This window comes from Rhizobium oryzihabitans, assembly GCF_010669145.1.
In the GTDB taxonomy this organism is placed as follows: domain Bacteria; phylum Pseudomonadota; class Alphaproteobacteria; order Rhizobiales; family Rhizobiaceae; genus Agrobacterium; species Agrobacterium oryzihabitans.
Genome location: NZ_CP048632.1, coordinates 944,377 through 963,972, shown reverse-complemented (window position 1 = coordinate 963,972; position 19,596 = coordinate 944,377). Strand labels below are relative to the sequence as shown.

Sequence of the window (19,596 nt, the reverse complement as noted above, 5' to 3'; positions counted from 1 at the left end):
AGCGGTCCTGAAAGGAGAATAGCATGCGTATTTTCGTAGCAACCCTTATGGCTTCGACCATGGCAGCTGCCGGCTTCTCGGCCGCTCACGCCGCTGACGCCGTAAACGAAGTGCCCCAGGCACCGGTGTCCTACGACCAACCCGCACCGGTTAAGGATTGGTCCGGCGCTTACCTCGGTGGTACGGTCAACTATGACTGGGGTCGTTTCAGCTCCAGCAATGACGGCCGTGACGCCAAGGGCTTCGGCGGCGGTCTCTACGGTGGTTACAACATGCAGAGCGGCCAGATCGTTTACGGTGCTGAAGCAGACGTGAACCTGGGCGACGAGAAGGGCTCCGCCGGTACGGTTGCCGGTAACGCCGTCGAAGGCAAGCAGGGCGTCAACGGCTCGCTGCGTGGCCGCGTTGGTTACGACATGAACCCGTTCCTGCTCTATGGTACGGCCGGTCTTGCTGTCTCCGACAACAAGGTTCGTGACGCGACCTCCAAGGACAGCGCCACCGCGCTCGGTTACACCGTTGGTGCCGGTGTAGAAGCCATGGTGACCGACAACATCACCGCCCGTCTGGAATATCGCTACAGCGACTACCAGAAGAAGGACTACGGTCTCGACTCCGGCGCGTTCTCGCGTGGTTTCGACGATCACTCCGTCAAGGCCGGTATCGGCGTCAAGTTCTGATCCTTCTCGGATCGGTAAAGGAAAAGCCGGGGTTTACGCCCCGGCTTTTTTGTTTCTGCGGCATGTGCCCAGAATGAATGCCCGGCTATCAGGCCAGGCATCGTCTTGCTTTGACGTCAGGCGGCGGCCTTCATTTCCGTGTAGGCTTCGAAACGCTTGCCGAATGTCTCAGGCCACTGCGCCAGCGCATCGCGACCCTCTGCCCATTCACCCGCGAAACGCAGATCGAGATAACCGATCATCGCCGCAAGCGCGAAATGGCCGCCATGCAGTTTCTTGCCGGTTTTCGGCAGGTTCGCGTTGAGATGGTCGAGGCCCTTCACAACCTTTTTCCACTGCTTGTCGATCCATGGCTGATGAATCTTGTCTTCGGGGCGAAAACGGCGCTCGTAAACAATGGCGAGCAGGCAATCCATGATGCCGTCGCAGAGCGCTTCCAGAATTTCCACTTCCGTGCGTTTGCCATTCTTCTTCGGGTAGAGCTTTCCGCCCGAAAGGCGGTCGAGATAGTGCATGATCGCCACGCTGTCATAGACCGAACCGCCATCATCCAGCAGCAGGACCGGGATCTTGCCGAGCGGATTATTGTCCATCAGCGTTGCCGGCTCGGCATTGGTGTCGACGCGCACGGACGTGATGTCGATACCGAGATGGCGGGCGGCCATGCGCACCTTGGCGGAATAGGGGGAGGCGGGCGAATAGAGCAGTTCCATGGTCGGGTCCTATGGGTTGGCGTCTCGTGACTGGAGTATTTCCAATAAAATGCGTAGCGGTTTTATGTCTGGAAAATATGTAAAATAAAGAAATAGAGATCATCCGATCCGCTTTAGCGAATGGGAATAATTTCGGTGGCACCGGCGCGGCAGCCTTTGCGGTCAAGCTCGGGGCAGTCGCGGAATGTCATGTCCGTATTGAGGCAGATGCGGACTTCCTCGAGGCGCTTTCCATCGCAGCTGATCGAGACGCCGCGTTTCGACATGCCGGGATTGGCATCGGTGAAGGCGGTTTCTATCGCGTCCGCAGAGAGGCTGGCCGCTCCGGCACCCGAGGCAATCCTCTCCGGCAGCCTGACCGTCTCGAAGGCGGCCCGGGTTGCCGAGAAATAATCCTTCTGCGAAAGGCCGGAGCACGAGCCGTGTTTGCGCCATTGGTGGCCGATCAGCCCCATGGAAGGCATGATGTCGAACATGGTACGGCCGATCGCGTCAGGCACACGGTCCGGTTCGCTGCTTTTGCAGAATTCGGGATAGCCAGTCTCGTTTTGCGGCCAAAGCCCATGCACGACGAAACCGTAACGCCTGTCGCTGCCGCATTGCTGGCGATTACCGGAGCCTTCGGAACTGGCGCAGAATGCCGGCGACCAAGACAGTGAAAGTACATAAAAATCAAAGCCCGTTCCGCGTGATACGGGATTTCTGCCCGTATCCTGCCGGGATGCATCGGGCCGGGAAGCGTCTGCCCCGGAATTCCCGACTGGCTGCGATTGTGATTGCGTCTGCCGGTTGTTGTCGGAGCCGGTGGGCGTGGATTTTTCCTGCGCGAACCAAAGCGCTGCAAGCGACAGAAGACCCAAGGCGATGAAACCCGCATAACGCTTCATTCTGCGCACGTTCCCCGGAAAATGGACGACCTCATGTCACCGTCGGCGACAAATCGGTCTTACATAAATTTGTGAACGGGGCAAACGGGCAATCTTCCATGAAAAGGTTGAAAGCTTCGCCGCATAACGAATAGAGTCGAACGAATCTTCTGCGGAAAGCGGAAATAGGGCTGGGGTGAAGCTGGAGGAAATAGGCGGGCATGACCGCATGACATCAAAGAAATACATCTGGCCCGTCGTTGGTCTGGCGACGATCGGTTTTTCAGCCTGGTTGCTCTATCATGAGCTGCGCGGTCTTTCGCTTGATGACCTGTGGGAAAGTCTGGCGGCCATTCGCGCACGGGACTGGGTGTGTTCCGGCCTGTCGACGCTGGTAGCCTATGCCGCCCTTGCCGGTTACGACCGCATTGCGCTCCAGCATCTCGGCCGCAAGGTGAACTGGTTCTTCATCACGCTCACCTCGTTTACCACCTATGCGCTCTCCCACAATGTCGGCGCTTCCGTGTTTTCCGGCGCCGTGGTGCGGTATCGTGCCTATACGTCCAAGGGGCTGAGCGTCGGGGAGGTCGGTGTGCTTGTCGCCCTTTGTTCCTTCACCTTCACCATCGGCACGATCATGCTGATCGGCATGGTGCTTGTCTACGAGCCTGACATTACCGAGCGCTTCACCGGCATCCTGCCCGTGGAGGCTTCAACGACAACCGGCATCCTGTTGCTCGTCGTTGTCGGTCTTTATGTGCTCGGCAGTCTCCTGAAGCTGAAACCGCTGAAAATCCGCTCGTTTTTCCTGCCCTATCCCGCGCCCAGACTGGTGGCGCAACAGCTGGTCATCGGTCCGATCGAGCTGATCGGCGCGGCAGGCATCATCTATTTCGCGCTGCCGGAGGCGGGAAATCCGGGTTTCATGATCATCCTCGGTATCTTCCTGATTTCATTCTCGGCGGCGCTGATTTCTCACGCGCCGGGCGGGCTCGGCGTGCTGGAACTGGTCTTCGTCACCGGCCTGCCGGACATGAACCCCGCTGACGTGATTGCGGCGCTGCTGGTCTTCCGGCTGTTCTACCTCATCATTCCCTTCATCATGGCCCTGTTCGTGATCCTGTTCTTCGAGCGATCACAGCTTGCGCAGGCGCAGAAGCGGGAAGGGCTGAGGTAACCCTTCAATCCTCTTCCGGCTTTCCCTCGCCGCGCAGCCAGAAGGCGCGGTGTGAAGCGTACCGGTCCTGCGCCATCACCGTTTTCAGGAATGGCAGCAGCGTGTGCAACTCGTCCTTCAACGTATAGGGCGGGTTGACGATGATGAGGCCGGAGCCGCTCAAGCCTTCCAGCCGGTCGCTTTTGACGGAGAGTTCGGCACACAGCATCTTCGGAATTTCGAAGGATTGCAGCCGCTCGTGAAAATCCTTTATCGGCGCACCTTTTTTTAGCGGATACCACAGGCAATAGGTGCCGGTGGAAAAACGCCGATAGGCCTTGTTCAGGCCATCCGCGAGCCGCTGATATTCGTTCTCCAGCTCGAACGGCGGATCGACGAGGATAAGGCCGCGCTTTTCCTTCGGCGGCAGATGTGCGCCGAGCGACAGCCATCCGTCCAGTTCGGTGACGCGCGCCTGATAATCGCCCTCGAACAGGCGGGACAGGGCGCGTGCATCGTCCGGATGTAGTTCCATGGCCGAAAGTCGGTCCTGCGGGCGAAACAGCATGCGCGCGAGTTTCGGCGAACCCGGGTAGAATTGCACGCCGCCATCGGGATTGAGCTCCCTGACGGCGGAAAGATAGGGTTCCAGCAATTCGGCGATGGGAGCAGGAAGATCGGCGTCCATCAGCTTGCCGATGCCGGTCTGCCATTCGCCCGTCTTTTGCGCCTCTTCCGAGGACAGGTCGTAAAGGCCGATGCCGGCATGGGTATCCAGCACGCGAAATGCCTTGTCCTTGTTCTGCAGGTAACGGACGAGACGGGCGAGAACGGCGTGTTTGAGAACATCCGCGAAATTGCCGGCGTGGTAGATGTGGCGATAGTTCATGGATGTGTCTCGCTTGCCGTTTATCCGGATGAATGGTGATGATGAATATTCTTGATGGGCGTCACTTCGGCCTTTTTGCCGCATCGCTGATGCAATATACAAAAGCCATGAACGTTGCGACCCCGATTTCCGCTAAAAACGCCGCCGAAGGCACCACACGTGTTGGCCACACGGTCTGCCCGCATGACTGTCCGAGCGCCTGCGCGCTGGAAGTGGACATCAATGCCGATGGCCGCATCGGCCGTGTGCGCGGCGCCAATGCCAATACATACACCGCCGGCGTCATCTGCGCCAAGGTGGCGCGTTATTCCGAGCGCATCTATCATCCCGGTCGTCTTTTGACCCCGAAGCGCCGCAGGGGCGCGAAGGGTGCCGGCGACTGGCAGGAGATTTCCTGGGAAGCGGCGCTGGACGAGGTCGCCGACGCTTTCGTCAAGGCGGAAGCCCGTCATGGTGCCGAGGCCGTCTGGCCCTATTTCTACGCTGGAACCATGGGGCAGGTGCAGCGCGATTCCATCGAGCGGCTGCGCCATGCCAAGAAATATTCCGGCTTTTTCGGGTCGATCTGCACCAACATGGCCTGGACGGGTTATGTCATGGGCACAGGTGCCCTGCGCGGTCCCGATCCGCGCGAGATCGCCAAGGCCGATGTCGTCGTCATCTGGGGCACCAATGCGGTTGCCACTCAGGTCAACGTCATGACCCATGCGGTCAAGGCCCGCAAGGAACGCGGCGCGAAGATCGTCGTCGTCGATATCTACGACAATCCGACCATGAAACAGGCGGATATGCGCATCGTCGTGCGTCCGGGCACGGATGCCGCGCTTGCCTGCGCCATCATGCACATCGCCTTCCGCGACGGTTATGCCGACCGCGACTACATGGCGCGTTTTGCCGACGATCCGGCCGGGCTCGAAGCGCATCTGAAGACAAAGACGCCGCAATGGGCGTCTGAAATCACCGGTCTCTCTGTCGAGGAAATCGAGGATTTCGCAAGGCTCGTCGGTACGACGAAAAAAACCTTCTTCCGGCTGGGTTACGGTTTCGCCCGCCAGCGCAACGGCGCGGTTGCCATGCACGCCGCTCTTTCGATCGCAACGGTACTCGGCTCCTGGCAATATGAGGGTGGCGGCGCCTTCCATAACAATGGCGATATCTTCCGGCTCAACAAGTCGGAGTTGATGGGCACGGCCTATGCCGACCCCGATGTGCGCCAGCTCGACCAGTCGCAGATCGGCCGCGTGCTGACGGGTGACGCGGAAGCGCTGCGTCATGGCGGCCCGGTGACGGCTCTGCTCATCCAGAATACCAATCCCGTTAATGTCGCGCCCGAGCAGCGGCTGGTGAAACAGGGTTTCCTGCGCGACGATCTTTTCGTTGCCGTGCATGAGCAGTTCATGACGGAGACGGCTGAAGTTGCCGATATCGTGCTGCCCGCGACCATGTTCCTCGAACATGACGATATCTACCGCGCCGGCGGCCAGAACCACATTCTGCTAGGCCCCAAACTGGTGGAGCCGCCGGAAACGGTGCGCACCAATCTCTTCGTCATCGAAGAGCTGGCGAAACGTCTCGGCATCGACCATATGCCGGGCTTCGGCCTCTCAGCCCGTGACCATGTCGACCGCATGTTGAAAGTCAGCGGCTGGGGCGATTTCGATACGCTGGCGGAAGAAAAATGGATCGATGCGCAGCCCGCTTTCGAGGTGGCGCATTATCTCGAGGGCTTCGGTTATGGCGACGGAAAATTCCGTTTCAGCCCCGAATGGGCAACCGGGCCGTCTCCCAACCGGCCGCCGAAAAACATCGGCGTGATGGGCCCCGTTTCGCAATTTCCAAAATTTCCGGATCAGGTAGACGTCATCGAAACCGCCGATCAGGACCATCCTTTCCGGCTGGCGACATCGCCGGCCCGCAACTTCCTGAACTCCACCTTTGCGGAAACGAAAACCTCCGTGCAGAAGGAAGGCCGTCCCGAACTGATGATCTGTCCTGCGGACGCTACCCGTAACAATATCGCCGATGGTGACATCGTGCGCATCGGAAATGGCCGCGGCGAAGTGCGTCTCCACGCAAAAATCGTGGAGGGTGCCAGACCCGGCGTTCTGGTTGCTGAAGGGCTGTGGCCCAACAAGGCACATCTGGACGGTGAGGGCATCAATGTTCTGACCGGCGCGGACGCCGTTGCCCCCTATGGCGGGGCGGCTTTTCACGACAACAAGGTATGGCTCCGCCGCGAAGATCAAGCCAGCGAGGCTTGATATTGCGCTGCGACAGGGGCAGGCTCAACCAATTCCACGACAGGCAAGGACATATCCGGTGACACAGACACAAGCGAAGAACGTTCCGGCCGATACGGATACCGGCAGGGTCCGACTGGTGGAAAAAGAGACCGTGTGGAAGGGCTTCGTGCATATGCAGAAGCTCGTTTTCGACCAGCTTATGCCGGATGGCAAGACGATCCGCATCGTGCGGGAAGTCCACGACCATGGCAGCGCCGCCGCCATCCTGCTTTACGATGCCAAGCGCGACAGCGTGGTGATGGTGCGCCAGTTTCGCCCCGCCGCTTTCGTGAACGGCGATCAAAGCTTCATGATCGAAGTTCCGGCCGGTCTTCTCGATGATGACAATGCGGCCGACGCCATTCGCCGGGAGGCGATGGAAGAATCCGGTTACGCGGTTGAGAAGGTCGACTATCTCTTCGATATGTATGCCAGCCCGGAACGCTGACCGAAAAAGTCAGCCTTTTCGTTGCCCGCATCGATCTTGACGTGCAGGCCGGCAGTGGTGGGGGGCTGGAAACGGAAGGCGAGGATCTGGAAGTCCTGACCTACGGTCTCGACGAGGCCTTCGCGATGATCGCGTCCGGCGAAATCACCGACTCCAAGACGATCATTCTGCTGCAATGGGCCATGTTGAACCGGGACAGAATTTCACGCTGAGTGCTGCCCGGTGAATAATATCTTCACCGAAGTATACTCTAAATTACTTGAAATTCAATTAAAGATTGCCGTTGATTATTTCATCAACCCACGTAAGCTCTGTGTGCGTAAGTTCACGAGCGGCTGGGGAGCTGATGATGATCTTGGAGAAGGGTTCGCGCGGAAGTACCGTGCAGGCGGTACAGGAAATACTGAATTTTCTGCATTTCGAAGGGCGCAAATCGGCCTCGGCAGACTATGACAGTCTTGAGACGGACGGCATCTTCGGTGCCGATACGGAAGAAGCGGTCCTCTCGTTTCAGGCGGACAGCGGGCTTTATGAGGACGGTCGCATCGGACCGGTTACACTGGCCGCTTTGCAGCAGGCGTTCGAAACCCGACAGCGAGAATTGTCGTCGCCGCTTTCACTCGGAGGGCAGGCGAATTACAGTATCGAGATGGGGCCTGCGGACCTCTTCGGGAGCGGAACGGAGAAAGGTTATCCGCGTCTCAGGCTGCGCAGCGATGTCATGTCCGCCTATAATCAGGTCTATAAAGAGGTTCATCGCCAAGGCGGATTGATGACCTCCTCTGGGGGCATCCGCGATTTATATGCCACCGTCAACAAGAACCGCAGCGCCACCTCCTTCCACTATTCCGGGCGGGCACTCGACCTCTTCATCTGGAGCGGCATGCAGGACCCGGCGACAGATGCCTATGTGGCCCAACGAGTTGGAGAGCGGCGCTACAATGTTTACGCCCGCTGCTGGCAGGATAAGGCTGAAAAAGGCGCTCTACCGCCACAGCAGACGATAACGGATGTCGTGACCAACAAGAGCCGGGTCAAGGGCGTGTCGGTCACCGGCCATTTCCTCGATCTGACCGCGCTTTTTGCCAAAAACGGCTTCAAGCCGATCCGCGCGCGCGCCGCCTTCGAGAAGGGTGGCGATTATCTCGGCGCCGAATGGTGGCATTTCCAGTGGGAAGTTGGCCTCGTTCCCGGCGTGTCGACCTTCGGTGCAGAATTGCAGAAGATCTATTCCAAGTCAGCCCTGGTCAATTCGCCGCCCTGGGCTTATCGCGATTATGTCTGGCAGCAGGACTGGTTTTAACGCCTGAAGGTGGGCACATGGATGATTGATTGAAGCCGCGTCCTTTTCGAAGGCGCGGCTTTTTCGGGGAGGCAGAAGACTGCCTCCGAAATCAGAACCGGCCCTTGACGCCGGCACCCACGAAGATCGACTGCAAGCTGCCACCGCCGGCATTTTTTTCCGATGACAGGTTTCCGGCTCCGGCACCGCTATAATAGGTATCTCCGCGCCCGAGGCTGGTATAGTCGTAGGCACCGTCGAGATAGATCGAGGCGTTTTCCGTCAGGTCATAGGCAACGCCTGCCTTTACCCCGAACATGCCGGCCACGTCGTATTTATCGGTAAAGCGCATGTCGCGCAGATGATGGTCGTCCGTTGCCTTGGCATAGACCATAGCACCGCCCTCCACACCGGCATTGAGCGACCAGTTGCCGAACCTTTGGCCGCCGGTCAAGTTGCCGTAGAAAACCGGGATTTGCTGGCGGTAGGTGATGACCTTCTCATCATCCCTGAATCTTCCACGCAAATCCCTTGGAGAGAAAAGGCTGTAGACGGCGCTACCGCCATAGGCCGACCATTGCACATCCGTGTAGCGAAAACCGACGCCAGCGCTCAGATATTGCTGCGGATCGTCAAGCAGCATGCGATTGAGTTCGAAGCTTCCCGAAAAATAATGATCAAGCCGCGTATCGTCATGTTGGGAGCGGTGACTCCAGTTGTTTTTGGAGCTGTCCCTGGAAAAAGGCGCCATCCAGTCGTAATCGGTCATGTAGCCATCGCCTTCGAAGCCGACGCGGCCTTCCGCCTTCACACGCCAGCCAGGCGCAAGCTCAAGCCCCAGCGAGCCGCGCAGCGCCATGGCATTTTTTGTTTCCCATTCGAGTTCGCTTACCTTGCGGTTGCCGATATGGACGGTTTCGGTCGCCCTGAGATTGAGAACACCGGCATCGAGCGAAGCGGTGATGCCGCTTTGCTCGGCGGCGAGCGGCAAGCTCGTGCTCACCAGTAAAAGGGCCGAAAGCGGCAGGGAAAATCTTGAAAATAGCATAATCGCTCCTGAATGACCGGAGGGCCCGAAATGCGGGGCCGTTGCGGGCATTAGAGATGATTATGGTAAATGATCGGTTTATTTTGGAATAAATGCCACTTTAAGTGTGTTTTTACTTTAGTGGTATCTTTATTATCAAGCAGAAATCAGGGTGCAATATTCAGATTTACTTGCGTCATTGTTGGTGATGGCCTTGCCGGCATCCATTCGCACCTTGCCTTCCGCCAGCTGCTTCAGGGCCAGCGGATAAAGCTGATGCTCGACGGTCAGGATACGCGCCGCAAGTGCTTCAGCCGTGTCGCCGGAGAGAACCGGCACCGCGCCTTGAGCGATCGTCGGGCCCTCATCCATGCCTTCGGTGACGAAATGCACGGTGCAGCCGGAAATCTTCATGCCGCTGTCGATGGCGCGCTGATGCGTGTGCAGGCCGGGAAAGAGCGGCAGAAGGGAAGGGTGGATATTGATGATGCGGCCTTCATAGGGGGCAATGAAATCCCCCGAGATCAGCCGCATGTAACCCGCAAGGCAGATAATATCAGGCGCGATCTCGCCAAGTGCGGCCAGAATGGCGCCCTCATGCTCGGCCTTGCTGGCATAGGTCTTGCGCTCGAAGGCCAGCGTGGGAATACCGAACTCCCGTGCCTTTTCCAGCCCGCCCGCTGACGCCTTGTCCGAGATCACGCAGACGATCTCGGCCGGAAAATCGGCCGCCTGACAGGCCTTGGCCAGCGACACCATGTTGGAGCCGCTGCCGGAAATGAAAACGACGACGCGTTTGCGGCCGGACGGGAAGGCGGCGCTCATCATAGGCCGAGGGTGCCCTTGTAGATCGTGCCGTGCGCGCCTTCTTCGCGGGCCACCATGCGGCCGAGCGGGAAAACGGTCTCGCCTTCCGCCGTCAGAGCATCAGTGACCTTGGCGGCATTTTCAGCCGAAACGACCACGATCATGCCGACGCCGCAATTGAAGGTGCGCAGCATTTCCTTGGGCTCGACGCCGCCGGTTTTTGCCAGCCACGAAAAGACGGCCGGAACCTTGATCGCGTCGAGATCGATTTCGGCAGCGAGATGCTTGGGCAGAACGCGCGGAATATTCTCCGGGAAACCGCCGCCGGTGATATGCGCCAGCGCCTTCAGCGCGCCGGTCTCGCGGATCGCCTTCAAAAGCGGCTTCACATAGATGCGGGTCGGCGTCAGCAGCGCTTCGCCAAGCTTCTTGCCCTCGGCAAAGGGGGCAGGGGCATCCCAGTCAAGACCGGAGACCGATACGATCTTGCGCACCAGCGAGAAACCGTTGGAGTGTACGCCGGAGGAGGACAGCCCAAGAATGACGTCGCCTTCGGAAATATCGCCGGCCGGCAGAAGCTGGCCGCGTTCGGCAGCACCCACGGCAAAGCCAGCGAGATCATAGTCGCCATCGGAATACATGCCGGGCATTTCAGCGGTTTCACCGCCGATCAGCGCACAGCCAGATTCGCGGCAGCCCGCGGCAATGCCGGTAACGATGGCAGCGCCCTGATCGGGATCGAGCTTGCCGGTGGCGAAATAGTCGAGGAAGAACAGCGGTTCTGCGCCCTGAACGACGAGATCGTTGACGCACATGGCAACGAGGTCGATGCCGACCGTATCGTGGTAATTCGCGTCGATGGCGATCTTCAGCTTGGTGCCGACGCCGTCATTGGCAGCGACCAGAACCGGATCGGTGAAGCCGGCCGCCTTCAGATCGAACAGGCCGCCGAAGCCGCCGATTTCGCCGTCCGCGCCGGGACGCCGCGTCGAGCGCACCGCCGGTTTGATCTTTTCGACCATCAGATTGCCGGCGTCGATATCCACACCTGCGTCACTATAGGTAAGACCGTTCTTGCCCGACTGGCTCATGGCTCTCGTCTCCGCTGGTTCCTTATGGCGTCGCCATTCGCACGGCACGGGGCCTGATGCAAGGGTTTGAGTGGCAAAACCTCCGGTTTTTAACGGCTTTGCGAAGCTTTGACCTTTTGTGAGCCCTGGGCTTCCTGACAGTCATATCTTCAATGCAGACTGGGAAACTCGTCTTCGCTGCGCTTGCCCGGCGCCGGCCTGCCAGCTGAGGTCGTGCTGTCGGTCTTGACCATGTGCACATGCACATCCTATCTCCATCATGGGCGGTGACGGCACGGCGACAAGAGGATGAACGGATGCAACCCCATGTGAGTGGTACGAACCTGCGCCGACAGGTGTTTTTCTGGATCGGCGTGCTTGCCGTCTTTATCCTTTTCCTGATGGTCTTCAGCTCCATTCTCCTGCCTTTCGTTGCGGGCATGGCGCTTGCCTATTTTCTCGATCCGGTCGCCGACTGGCTGGAGCGGCGCGGCCTGAACCGGCTGATGGCGACCGTTGTCATCCTCGTTTCTTTCGTGCTGATCTTCGCGCTGTCGCTCATCATCATCATTCCGGTCATTGCCGCCCAGGCCTCGGAATTCATCACCCGCATCCCGCAATATATATCGTCTCTCCAGCAGCTGATCGCCGGCGCGGATACCAACCTCCTGCCCGACTGGGTGAGCAGCCAGATCAATTCGGTGAAGGAGAATTTTTCCAAGCTCCTGACCGAAGGCGCCGGTTTCATCGGCACCCTGCTGACGCAGATCTGGAATTCCGGCAAATCGCTGGTCGATGTCGTGTCGCTGCTGGTGGTCACGCCCGTCGTCGCTTTCTACCTGCTGCTCGACTGGGACCGGATGATCGACAAGGTCGATAGCTGGATACCGCGCGACTACGTGCATACCGTCCGCCAGATCGCCCGCGACATGGACAATACGATTGCCGGTTTCGTGCGCGGGCAGGGGTCGCTCTGCCTGATCCTCGGCGTTTATTACGCTGTCGGCCTGTCGCTGGTGGGCCTCAATTTCGGCCTGCTGATCGGCCTTTTCTCCGGACTCATCAGCTTCATTCCCTATATTGGTTCGATGGTCGGCCTCATCCTCGCCGTCGGTGTCGCCATCGTGCAGTTCTGGCCGGACTATATTTATGTCTTTCTGACGCTTGCCGTGTTCTTCTCCGGCCAGTTCATCGAGGGCAATATCCTCCAGCCGAAGCTTGTTGGCAAAAGCGTCGGCCTGCATCCGGTGTGGCTGATGTTCGCCCTGTTCGCCTTCGGCGCGCTTTTCGGCTTTGTCGGCCTTCTGGTTGCGGTGCCGGCCGCGGCGGCGGTTGGCGTGCTTGTCCGCTTCGCCTTGTCGCGGTATCTTGAAAGCGATCTCTACCACGGGCATGCCGCCAATCTTCCCTGGGAAGCCAACCTTGCCTCGGAAGCCAACCTTGCCCAGGAAAAAAGGGAAACGTCCTCCAGCAAGGCGGATGGTCAGGGCTGACGATGACTGACCAGATCAAAACCGACAACGCCCGGTCAAAGGCCGAGCAGCTGCCGCTCGTATTCTCGCACCAGGCCGCCTCCGGCAGGGAAGACCTCCTCGTGTCCGCCTCGCTTGAGGCCGCCGTCAGCCTCGTTGACGAATGGCCGAACTGGCCGTCGCCGGTCGTGGTGCTGGCCGGGCCGCCAGGTTCCGGCAAATCGCATCTCGCCAATATCTGGAAAAACATTAGCGGCGCTGTGGAAATCCACCCGCAGGCCGGCGCGGATGCCGCGCGAGCGGCCGAGAGCGCACCGGTGCTTTTCGAAGATGCCGATCGCCGCGGTTTCGACGATACCGAACTCTTCCACGTCATCAACAGCGTGCGCCAGCACGGCAAGACGCTTCTGATGACCAGCCGGCAATGGCCGGCCGCATGGCCGGTGACGCTGCCGGATCTGCGCTCGCGTCTCAAAGCCGTAACGGTGGTCGAAACCGGTGAGCCGGATGAAGGGCTTCTGGCGCAGGTGCTGATGAAACTCTTCGCCGACCGTCAGCTTTACATGGATGACAAACTCATAGGTTACATTGTCAATAGAATGGAGCGTTCGCTCGACACGGCACAGACGATTGTGGACCGGATCGACAGGCTGGCGCTCTCGCGTGGAACAAGGATTACCCGTCCGCTGGCGGCGGAAGTCCTTAACGCGATGGACAGCACAGCGGTGGGCGAGGGGCTGGACGGCGATTGACTGTCACAGTTCCGTCGTCAAACTGTTATACGGGCAAGAAGGACGATCACGCGATGCAGCAGGATCACGGGACGGAAACAGGTCAGGGGATGGAACACGGCATGGACGCAATAGTGCAGGACAACTTGGACAAGGTTCAGCCGGCGACCGAGGGCGAGAACCTCTGGGACAGCCCGCCCGTTTCATCAACCGTGAATTCTCCTGGCTGCAGTTCAACCGTCGCGTTCTCGAAGAAACGCTGAACACGGATCACCCGCTTCTGGAGCGGCTGCGTTTCCTCTCCATCTCCGCTGCCAATCTTGACGAGTTTTTCATGGTCCGCGTTGCCGGCCTTGAAGGACAGGTGCGCCAGAAGATCACGGTCAAGACGCCCGATGGCAAGACGCCGGCCGAGCAGCTGGAAGACATTCTGAAGGAAATCGACAATCTGCAGATGGAGCAGCAGGCTTCGCTTGCCGTCCTGCAGCAATATCTCGCTAAGGAAGACATCTTCGTCGTGCGCCCTGCGGCACTTTCCGATGCGGATCGGACCTGGCTCGGCACCGAATTCGAAGAGCGTATTTTCCCGGTGCTGACCCCGCTTTCCATCGACCCTGCGCACCCGTTCCCCTTCATCCCGAACCTCGGCTTCTCCATGGGCCTGCAGCTCGACAGCGTCAACGGCCGCGAGCCGATGACCGCGCTTCTGCGCCTGCCGCCGGCACTCGACCGTTTCGTGCGCCTGCCGGATGACAGGAACGCCATCCGCTACATCACGCTCGAAGATGTGGTGGGCCTGTTCATTCACCGGCTTTACCCTGGCTATACGGTCCGTGGTTTCGGCACCTTCCGCATCATCCGCGACAGCGATATCGAGGTGGAGGAAGAGGCGGAAGATCTGGTCCGTTTCTTTGAAAGCGCGCTGAAGCGCCGCCGCCGCGGCTCCGTCATCCGTATCGAGACCGATAGCGAAATGCCGCAGTCGTTGCGCCAGTTCGTGGTGCATGAGCTTGGCGTGCCGGATAATCGCGTCGCCGTTCTGCCCGGCCTTCTCGCACTCAACACCATTTCGGAAATCGTGCGCGCGCCGCGCGACGACCTGAAATTCGAACCCTATAATGCCCGTTTCCCGAGCGCGTGCGCGAACATGCCGGCGATTGCCTTGCCGCCATCCGCGAAAAGGACATGGTGGTTCATCACCCCTATGAAAGCTTCGACGTGGTTGTGCAGTTCCTGCTGCAGGCCGCACGCGACCCCGAAGTGCTCGCCATCAAGCAGACGCTCTACCGCACCTCCAATGACAGCCCGATCGTTCGTGCGCTGATCGACGCGGCCGAAGCGGGTAAATCCGTCACCGCGCTGGTGGAACTGAAGGCACGCTTCGATGAAGAAGCCAATATCCGCTGGGCGCGCGACCTGGAGCGCGCCGGCGTGCAGGTGGTGTTCGGCTTCATCGAGCTGAAGACCCATGCCAAGATGTCGATGGTGGTGCGCCGTGAAGACGGCAAGCTCCGGACCTATTGCCACCTCGGCACGGGTAACTATCACCCGATCACGGCCAAGATTTATACCGACCTTTCCTTCTTCACCTGCAACCCGAAGATCGCCCACGACATGGCGAATATCTTCAATTTCATCACGGGTTATGGTGAGCCGGAAGAGGGCATGAAGCTCGCAATTTCGCCCTACACGCTGCGCTCGCGCATCGTGAAGCACATCAATGAAGAGATCGAGCACGCCAAGCGCGGTGCGCCGGCGGCGATCTGGATGAAGATGAATTCGCTGGTCGACCCTGAAATCATCGATTCCCTCTATCGCGCCAGCGCAGCAGGCGTGGAGATCGATCTTGTGGTGCGCGGCATCTGCTGCCTGCGCCCGCAGGTGGCGGGACTGTCGGACAATATCCGCGTCAAATCGATCGTTGGCCGCTTCCTGGAACACAGCCGAATCTTTTGTTTCGGCAATGGTTTCGGCCTGCCGTCCGACAAGGCGCTGGTCTATATCGGCTCGGCCGACATGATGCCGCGCAACCTTGATCGGCGTGTCGAAACACTGGTGCCGCTCACCAACCCCACCGTGCACGAGCAGGTTCTTTCACAGATTATGCTGGGCAATCTCATTGACAACCAGCAGAGCTACGAGATACTTGCGGACGGAACGTCGAGGCGCATTGAGGTGCGTAAAGGCGAAGAACCGTTCAACGCGCAGCACTATTTCATGACCAATCCCAGCCTTTCCGGACGTGGTGAAGCCTTGAAATCCAGTGCGCCCAAATTGATTGCCGGGTTGATTTCGTCCCGCAAGAAACAGGCTGAATGACTCGATCAGAAGCACAGGGGCGGCTGACCGGCCTTGCCCCGTTTCCGTCATAGATATTGGTTCGAACTCCGTTCGTCTCGTCGTATATGAAGGCCTCTCCCGCGCGCCCGCCGTGCTGTTCAACGAAAAGGTCCTTTGCGGTCTCGGCAAGGGGCTGGCTCTCACGGGCCGCATGCATGAGGAAGGCGTGAGCCGGGCATTGATGGCCCTGCGGCGCTTCCATGCGCTTTCCGAACAGGCGCAGGCGCAGCAACTCTACGTACTGGCGACGGCTGCGGCGCGTGAGGCGGAAAACGGCCCGGATTTTATCCGTGAAGCCGAAGCCATCCTCGGTTGCGAGATCGAGGTACTTTCCGGCGAAAAGGAAGCGCTTTATTCCGCTTATGGCGTGATCAGCGGTTTTTACGAGCCGGACGGTATCGCAGGCGACCTAGGCGGCGGTTCGCTGGAACTCATCGACATCAAGGGCAAAAGCTGCGGCGAGGGCATCACGCTTCCGCTCGGCGGTCTGCGGCTCTCGGAACAATCGGACGGCTCGCTTGAAAAAGCCGCGACCATTGCCAGAAAACATGTCAAATCCTTCGCGAAACTTCTCGCGGCCGGCGAAGGGCGCACATTTTATGCCGTCGGCGGCACATGGCGAAACATCGCCAAGCTGCACATGGAAATCACCGGCTATCCGCTGCACATGATGCAGGGTTACGAATTGCCGCTGGAGGAAATGCTGAATTTTCTGGAGGAAGTCATCGTTTCCAGGGATAGCAAGGATCCGGCCTGGCAGGCGGTCTCCAAGAATCGCCGTTCGCTACTGCCCTTCGGCGCCATCGCCATGCGTGAAGTTCTGAAGGTGATGAAACCCGCAAAGATCGCTTTTTCCGCACAGGGCGTGCGCGAAGGTTATCTCTACTCCTTGCTGACGGAGACCGAGCGGGATTCCGATCCGCTGCTGGTCACCGCCGACGAACTTGCCATTCTGCGCGCCCGTTCGCCTGAACATGCGCGTGAACTGGCGGACTGGAGCGGCCGCACCTTTCCGGTTTTCGGCATCGAAGAGACGGAAGAGGAAAGCCGTTACCGGCAGGCGGCCTGCCTTCTGGCCGATATCAGTTGGCGCGCCCATCCCGACTATCGCGGCCTGCAGGCATTGAACATCATCGCCCATTCCTCCTTCGTGGCGATCACCCATCCGGGCCGTGCCTATATCGCGCTTGCCAATTATTATCGTTTCGAAGGTCTGAACGACAACGGCACCACGCAGCCGCTTGCCGCCATGGCCGGCGACCGGCTGCTGGAGCTGGGGAAACTCCTCGGCGGCCTGCTGCGCGTCGTTTACCTCTTCTCAGCCTCGATGCCGGGTGTCGTCGACCACCTGAAATTCCGCAAATCCGGCAATCCGGATCTGGATCTGGAATTCGTGGTGCCACACGACTATTGCGATTTCGCGGGAGAACGACTGGATGGCCGCCTGCAACAGCTGGCGAGGCTGACGAGCAAGCGGTTGGCATTTGTGTTCGAATAAATGGTCGCGCGCATGACGTAGCATAGAATGCTGGTCAACATGGGAGCTGGCTTAAGGGGATCCGTTGACCGAGACACGATTTAGACTGGCGTTGCCGCACGAAGCGCTGATCGTGAAAGAGATCAGTGCTGCGGCCTATATTCCAGCATATCTACAAATCGTGGGTGCTGCGCCCAAACCCGCTTTTGAAGATTACCTGCCGCGCATTTCTGCGGAACAAGTGTGGTTTAGCGTAACCGATGGCGAAACGTCTGGATTGGTGGTTCTCGAAAGCCATCACCGATATCTCATGATTTACAGCATAGCCGTTAGTCCCATCTTTCAGGGAAGGGGCATCGGGAAATCACTTCTCCGTTTCGCAGAGCTACACGCTTTGGAATGTGGGATTGGCGAATTGCGCCTTTACACGAATATGCGGATGACGAAGAACATAGCGCTTTACAGCGATTGCGGCTTTGAGGAGTGCGGGCGTCGTCCGCATCCTTCAAGAGAAGGTGAAATCCTCATCGATATGAAAAAGTCGGTTGCATGATTTTGCAACTCTGTCTCACCGTGGCGAGGCTAACGGCCGGCTGGTATTTTTCTTCGAATAACAAACAGACGTTTTCGCCGTTGGGGCGCGAATTGTTTCAGGCCCAGCGCTCGCAAAAGGCTTCGATATCGCTCGACTGAAAATCGGCAAGCCGCGCCATGATTGTCTCGAATGGCCAGTCCCACCATGCGATGGCGGTCAGCTTTTCGGCGATGGTTCGAGAAAATCGCTCGCGAATGATCTTTGCGGGCACACCACCGACGATGGTATAGGGCGGCACGTCCCTGGTGACGACTGCGCCTGCTGCGAGCACGGCACCGTTTCCAACCATTACACCCGGCAACACGATGACCCCGTGACCAATCCAGACATCGTGACCGATGATGGCACGATCCGCCTTGCGCTGATTGAAGAAGGCGTCGTCGCGCACGGCATCCGCAGAGTAATATTCCGGGCAATAGCTGAAACGATGCATGGACGGTCGGTCCATCGGATGGTTCGGGGCGCCTATCCTGACCTCTGCGGCGATGGCGCAGAACTTTCCGATTGTCGCATCACCGACCATGCAACGGGGTCCAAGATAGGAGTAATTTCCGAGTTCCACATGGTGCAGGGAGGTGTCCGCCAGAATTTCGCAGCATTCGCCGACGCTCGAATCCCTTGTGCTTGCTGTCGGATGGATAAAGGTCTCTGCAAGCTTTGGGCGATTGATTTGTGCGGTCGGGTCCATTCCAGTCTCCGGATTTTGGCCTGCTTAACCGGGGATGATGAAGGGCATGTGACGTGGGATGGCTGAGGAACACCGGTCGGCCTGGGCGTTCGCTTTAAATGTAGATCATGCGCGCTAGGTGGAGCAAAATCTTGCCTTCATGCATGGTATGTCAATTGCCCGAACTCGCGTCTTTTTTCGTCCAGTAGTGATCGGATATGTTTTGAGCATTCCGGATGATATGCCCCGCAATTTCGGGGTCTCCGCCCTTGAATGTTTGCGGGTCGGCGCCACACAAGAGCAGGAAAAGCTGCTGGTGAGCGACAGCGGCGAAATAGTCATGCGGCGGGGGCTGCATTTCTGAGCCAACGGCCCGGAATTCCACGGCGGCCTGTTTGCTGGCGCGCTCAAGCGCTGCGTGAATGGTGGACATCATTGCCGCTTCCGTCCGTTCCAATATGTCCTGAACTTGCCGCTCAGCCGGTGTCGGAACCGGGCAACTCTCATTCATCGAACGTCTCTCCTGTCGGTGCGCTTCGTTTCGCTGACCGACACTATCGCAAGGATTGTGTCCGCTTTGCGGGAGAGATCTAAATCTGGTTGCTGAAATTGAGAATGATAGCTGCCGTCATGCCGGACTGGGGACAAGACGGCAATCGGCCGATACTTATGTGCAAGCAGGTCAGCCGTGCCCAAGCGCCTTGCGGATGCAGGCGCTGAGATAGGCATATTGCAGCGGCGTGGTCGTCGCCATGGCTTCCGTCCGGCTGGCGAGCGCGTCCTGATAGCCGACTGGAATATCGAACTGGCTGAAGGTGAAATCCCAGCGGGTGCCTTCGACGATATTGTAAAAGTGGTCCCCACCGCTGACGGCGGTTTTGGCCAGTTCACCGCCGAAAATATCCTGAACCACCAGCGCGGTCACGCTGCCTTGCCCCCTGGCCGGGTTCTCGCGTGACCACAGGCTGCTGGTCTCGCCCGACCAGCTCTTCCTCAAGGCGTAATAAAGTCGTTCGGCATGGTCCTGCATGTGGTGTCTTCCCTGTTTCGGAACCGGGTTCCGGGTCAGGCATGGTCAGTGGAGAAACGGAGCG

Annotated in this window: 17 protein-coding genes and 3 pseudogenes; 11 read left to right on the top strand and 9 right to left on the bottom strand. The window is 58.8% G+C overall.

The genetic code is table 11. From position 1 onward, the window contains the following. Positions 1 to 23 precede the first annotated feature (23 nt). On the top strand, positions 24 to 680 hold the full coding sequence (locus tag G3A56_RS05180) for an outer membrane protein (RefSeq protein WP_035217887.1): 657 nt from the start codon (positions 24 to 26) through the stop codon (positions 678 to 680). Positions 681 to 796: 116 nt separating this feature from the next. On the opposite strand, the gene G3A56_RS05175 is transcribed toward G3A56_RS05180, so the two are convergent. Then, the gene (locus tag G3A56_RS05175; RefSeq protein WP_082184079.1) at positions 797 to 1,393 is read right to left on the bottom strand and encodes a glutathione S-transferase; all 597 of its coding nucleotides are present in this window, start codon (positions 1,391 to 1,393) and stop codon (positions 797 to 799) included. A 113-nt stretch (positions 1,394 to 1,506) separates the two neighbouring features. Further along, positions 1,507 to 2,280: a ribonuclease T2 family protein gene (locus G3A56_RS05170; RefSeq protein ID WP_082184080.1), complete on the bottom strand. Its 774-nt coding sequence runs from the start codon at positions 2,278 to 2,280 to the stop codon at positions 1,507 to 1,509. Between the two features lie 208 nt (positions 2,281 to 2,488). Here G3A56_RS05170 and G3A56_RS05165 point away from each other — a divergent pair, with 208 nt between their 5' ends. Further along, positions 2,489 to 3,436 carry a lysylphosphatidylglycerol synthase domain-containing protein gene (locus tag G3A56_RS05165; RefSeq protein ID WP_082184651.1) on the top strand — a complete coding sequence of 316 codons (948 nt, stop codon included), beginning with the start codon at positions 2,489 to 2,491 and terminating at the stop codon, positions 3,434 to 3,436. Between the two features lie 4 nt (positions 3,437 to 3,440). Here G3A56_RS05165 and G3A56_RS05160 read toward each other — a convergent pair whose 3' ends face one another. Beyond that, the gene (locus G3A56_RS05160; protein ID WP_082184081.1) at positions 3,441 to 4,304 is read right to left on the bottom strand and encodes a 23S rRNA (adenine(2030)-N(6))-methyltransferase RlmJ; all 864 of its coding nucleotides are present in this window, start codon (positions 4,302 to 4,304) and stop codon (positions 3,441 to 3,443) included. Between the two features lie 41 nt (positions 4,305 to 4,345). On the opposite strand from G3A56_RS05160, the gene G3A56_RS05155 reads away from it, so the two are divergent. From G3A56_RS05155 to G3A56_RS05145, 3 genes and pseudogenes are all read left to right on the top strand, one after another. Then, complete coding sequence (locus G3A56_RS05155; protein WP_164056613.1) at positions 4,346 to 6,565, top strand: molybdopterin-containing oxidoreductase family protein; 2,220 nt, start codon at positions 4,346 to 4,348, stop codon at positions 6,563 to 6,565. 58 nt (positions 6,566 to 6,623) lie between these two features. Then, positions 6,624 to 7,246, top strand: a pseudogene (locus G3A56_RS05150) (NUDIX domain-containing protein). 134 nt (positions 7,247 to 7,380) lie between these two features. Continuing rightward, positions 7,381 to 8,337 (top strand): peptidoglycan-binding domain-containing protein, encoded by a 957-nt coding sequence (locus tag G3A56_RS05145; protein WP_082184083.1) that lies wholly within the window; start codon positions 7,381 to 7,383, stop codon positions 8,335 to 8,337. 91 nt (positions 8,338 to 8,428) lie between these two features. Here G3A56_RS05145 and G3A56_RS05140 read toward each other — a convergent pair whose 3' ends face one another. The 3 genes from G3A56_RS05140 to purM all read right to left on the bottom strand — a co-directional run bounded on the left by G3A56_RS05140 (position 8,429) and on the right by purM (position 11,241). Continuing rightward, positions 8,429 to 9,364 (bottom strand): omptin family outer membrane protease, encoded by a 936-nt coding sequence (locus G3A56_RS05140; RefSeq protein WP_082184084.1) that lies wholly within the window; start codon positions 9,362 to 9,364, stop codon positions 8,429 to 8,431. A gap of 135 nt (positions 9,365 to 9,499) precedes the next feature. Then, entirely contained in the window at positions 9,500 to 10,171 is a 672-nt protein-coding gene (purN, locus tag G3A56_RS05135; protein ID WP_082184085.1) for a phosphoribosylglycinamide formyltransferase, read from the bottom strand. Continuing rightward, positions 10,168 to 11,241, bottom strand: coding sequence for a phosphoribosylformylglycinamidine cyclo-ligase (gene purM / locus G3A56_RS05130; RefSeq protein WP_003496737.1), 1,074 nt, complete (start codon positions 11,239 to 11,241; stop codon positions 10,168 to 10,170). The genes purN and purM overlap by 4 nt, the downstream gene beginning before the upstream one ends. Positions 11,242 to 11,537: 296 nt before the next feature. Between purM and G3A56_RS05125 the strand changes: the two genes are divergently transcribed. The 6 genes and pseudogenes from G3A56_RS05125 to G3A56_RS05105 all read left to right on the top strand — a co-directional run bounded on the left by G3A56_RS05125 (position 11,538) and on the right by G3A56_RS05105 (position 17,793). Continuing rightward, a complete protein-coding gene (locus tag G3A56_RS05125) occupies positions 11,538 to 12,713 on the top strand; it encodes an AI-2E family transporter (protein WP_082184086.1) in 1,176 nt (391 codons plus the stop codon). Positions 12,714 to 12,715: 2 nt separating this feature from the next. Beyond that, positions 12,716 to 13,444 carry a DnaA regulatory inactivator HdaA gene (hdaA, locus tag G3A56_RS05120; protein ID WP_082184087.1) on the top strand — a complete coding sequence of 243 codons (729 nt, stop codon included), beginning with the start codon at positions 12,716 to 12,718 and terminating at the stop codon, positions 13,442 to 13,444. Then, positions 13,441 to 13,686 (top strand): hypothetical protein, encoded by a 246-nt coding sequence (locus G3A56_RS29580; RefSeq protein WP_246231324.1) that lies wholly within the window; start codon positions 13,441 to 13,443, stop codon positions 13,684 to 13,686. Before hdaA ends, G3A56_RS29580 begins: the two co-directional genes overlap by 4 nt. Next, positions 13,608 to 15,742: pseudogene (locus tag G3A56_RS05115) on the top strand (RNA degradosome polyphosphate kinase). Before G3A56_RS29580 ends, G3A56_RS05115 begins: the two are co-directional and overlap by 79 nt. Continuing rightward, positions 15,739 to 17,261: pseudogene (gene ppx / locus G3A56_RS05110) on the top strand (exopolyphosphatase). Before G3A56_RS05115 ends, ppx begins: the two co-directional pseudogenes overlap by 4 nt. A gap of 64 nt (positions 17,262 to 17,325) precedes the next feature. Then, complete coding sequence (locus tag G3A56_RS05105; RefSeq protein ID WP_137037418.1) at positions 17,326 to 17,793, top strand: GNAT family N-acetyltransferase; 468 nt, start codon at positions 17,326 to 17,328, stop codon at positions 17,791 to 17,793. A 97-nt stretch (positions 17,794 to 17,890) separates the two neighbouring features. On the opposite strand, the gene G3A56_RS05100 is transcribed toward G3A56_RS05105, so the two are convergent. From G3A56_RS05100 to G3A56_RS05090, 3 genes are all read right to left on the bottom strand, one after another. Then, the gene (locus tag G3A56_RS05100) at positions 17,891 to 18,523 is read right to left on the bottom strand and encodes a DapH/DapD/GlmU-related protein (RefSeq protein ID WP_082184089.1); all 633 of its coding nucleotides are present in this window, start codon (positions 18,521 to 18,523) and stop codon (positions 17,891 to 17,893) included. A gap of 151 nt (positions 18,524 to 18,674) precedes the next feature. Then, entirely contained in the window at positions 18,675 to 19,013 is a 339-nt protein-coding gene (locus tag G3A56_RS05095; protein ID WP_082184090.1) for a hypothetical protein, read from the bottom strand. A gap of 171 nt (positions 19,014 to 19,184) precedes the next feature. Further along, positions 19,185 to 19,532 (bottom strand): YunG family protein, encoded by a 348-nt coding sequence (locus G3A56_RS05090; protein WP_003496724.1) that lies wholly within the window; start codon positions 19,530 to 19,532, stop codon positions 19,185 to 19,187. Positions 19,533 to 19,596: the final 64 nt, after the last annotated feature.

Excerpts from the sequence above, each read along its gene's own strand:
- G3A56_RS05180 (WP_035217887.1), top strand. The coding sequence starts at position 24 with ATGCGTATTTTCGTAGCAACCCTTATGGCTTCGACCATGGCAGCTGCC.
- G3A56_RS05175 (WP_082184079.1), bottom strand. The coding sequence starts at position 1,393 with ATGGAACTGCTCTATTCGCCCGCCTCCCCCTATTCCGCCAAGGTGCGC.
- G3A56_RS05170 (WP_082184080.1), bottom strand. The coding sequence starts at position 2,280 with ATGAAGCGTTATGCGGGTTTCATCGCCTTGGGTCTTCTGTCGCTTGCA.
- G3A56_RS05165 (WP_082184651.1), top strand. The coding sequence starts at position 2,489 with ATGACATCAAAGAAATACATCTGGCCCGTCGTTGGTCTGGCGACGATC.
- G3A56_RS05160 (WP_082184081.1), bottom strand. The coding sequence starts at position 4,304 with ATGAACTATCGCCACATCTACCACGCCGGCAATTTCGCGGATGTTCTC.
- G3A56_RS05155 (WP_164056613.1), top strand. The coding sequence starts at position 4,346 with ATGAATATTCTTGATGGGCGTCACTTCGGCCTTTTTGCCGCATCGCTG.
- G3A56_RS05145 (WP_082184083.1), top strand. The coding sequence starts at position 7,381 with ATGATGATCTTGGAGAAGGGTTCGCGCGGAAGTACCGTGCAGGCGGTA.
- G3A56_RS05140 (WP_082184084.1), bottom strand. The coding sequence starts at position 9,364 with ATGCTATTTTCAAGATTTTCCCTGCCGCTTTCGGCCCTTTTACTGGTG.
- purN (WP_082184085.1), bottom strand. The coding sequence starts at position 10,171 with ATGATGAGCGCCGCCTTCCCGTCCGGCCGCAAACGCGTCGTCGTTTTC.
- purM (WP_003496737.1), bottom strand. The coding sequence starts at position 11,241 with ATGAGCCAGTCGGGCAAGAACGGTCTTACCTATAGTGACGCAGGTGTG.
- G3A56_RS05125 (WP_082184086.1), top strand. The coding sequence starts at position 11,538 with ATGCAACCCCATGTGAGTGGTACGAACCTGCGCCGACAGGTGTTTTTC.
- hdaA (WP_082184087.1), top strand. The coding sequence starts at position 12,716 with ATGACTGACCAGATCAAAACCGACAACGCCCGGTCAAAGGCCGAGCAG.
- G3A56_RS05100 (WP_082184089.1), bottom strand. The coding sequence starts at position 18,523 with ATGGACCCGACCGCACAAATCAATCGCCCAAAGCTTGCAGAGACCTTT.
- G3A56_RS05095 (WP_082184090.1), bottom strand. The coding sequence starts at position 19,013 with ATGAATGAGAGTTGCCCGGTTCCGACACCGGCTGAGCGGCAAGTTCAG.
- G3A56_RS05090 (WP_003496724.1), bottom strand. The coding sequence starts at position 19,532 with ATGCAGGACCATGCCGAACGACTTTATTACGCCTTGAGGAAGAGCTGG.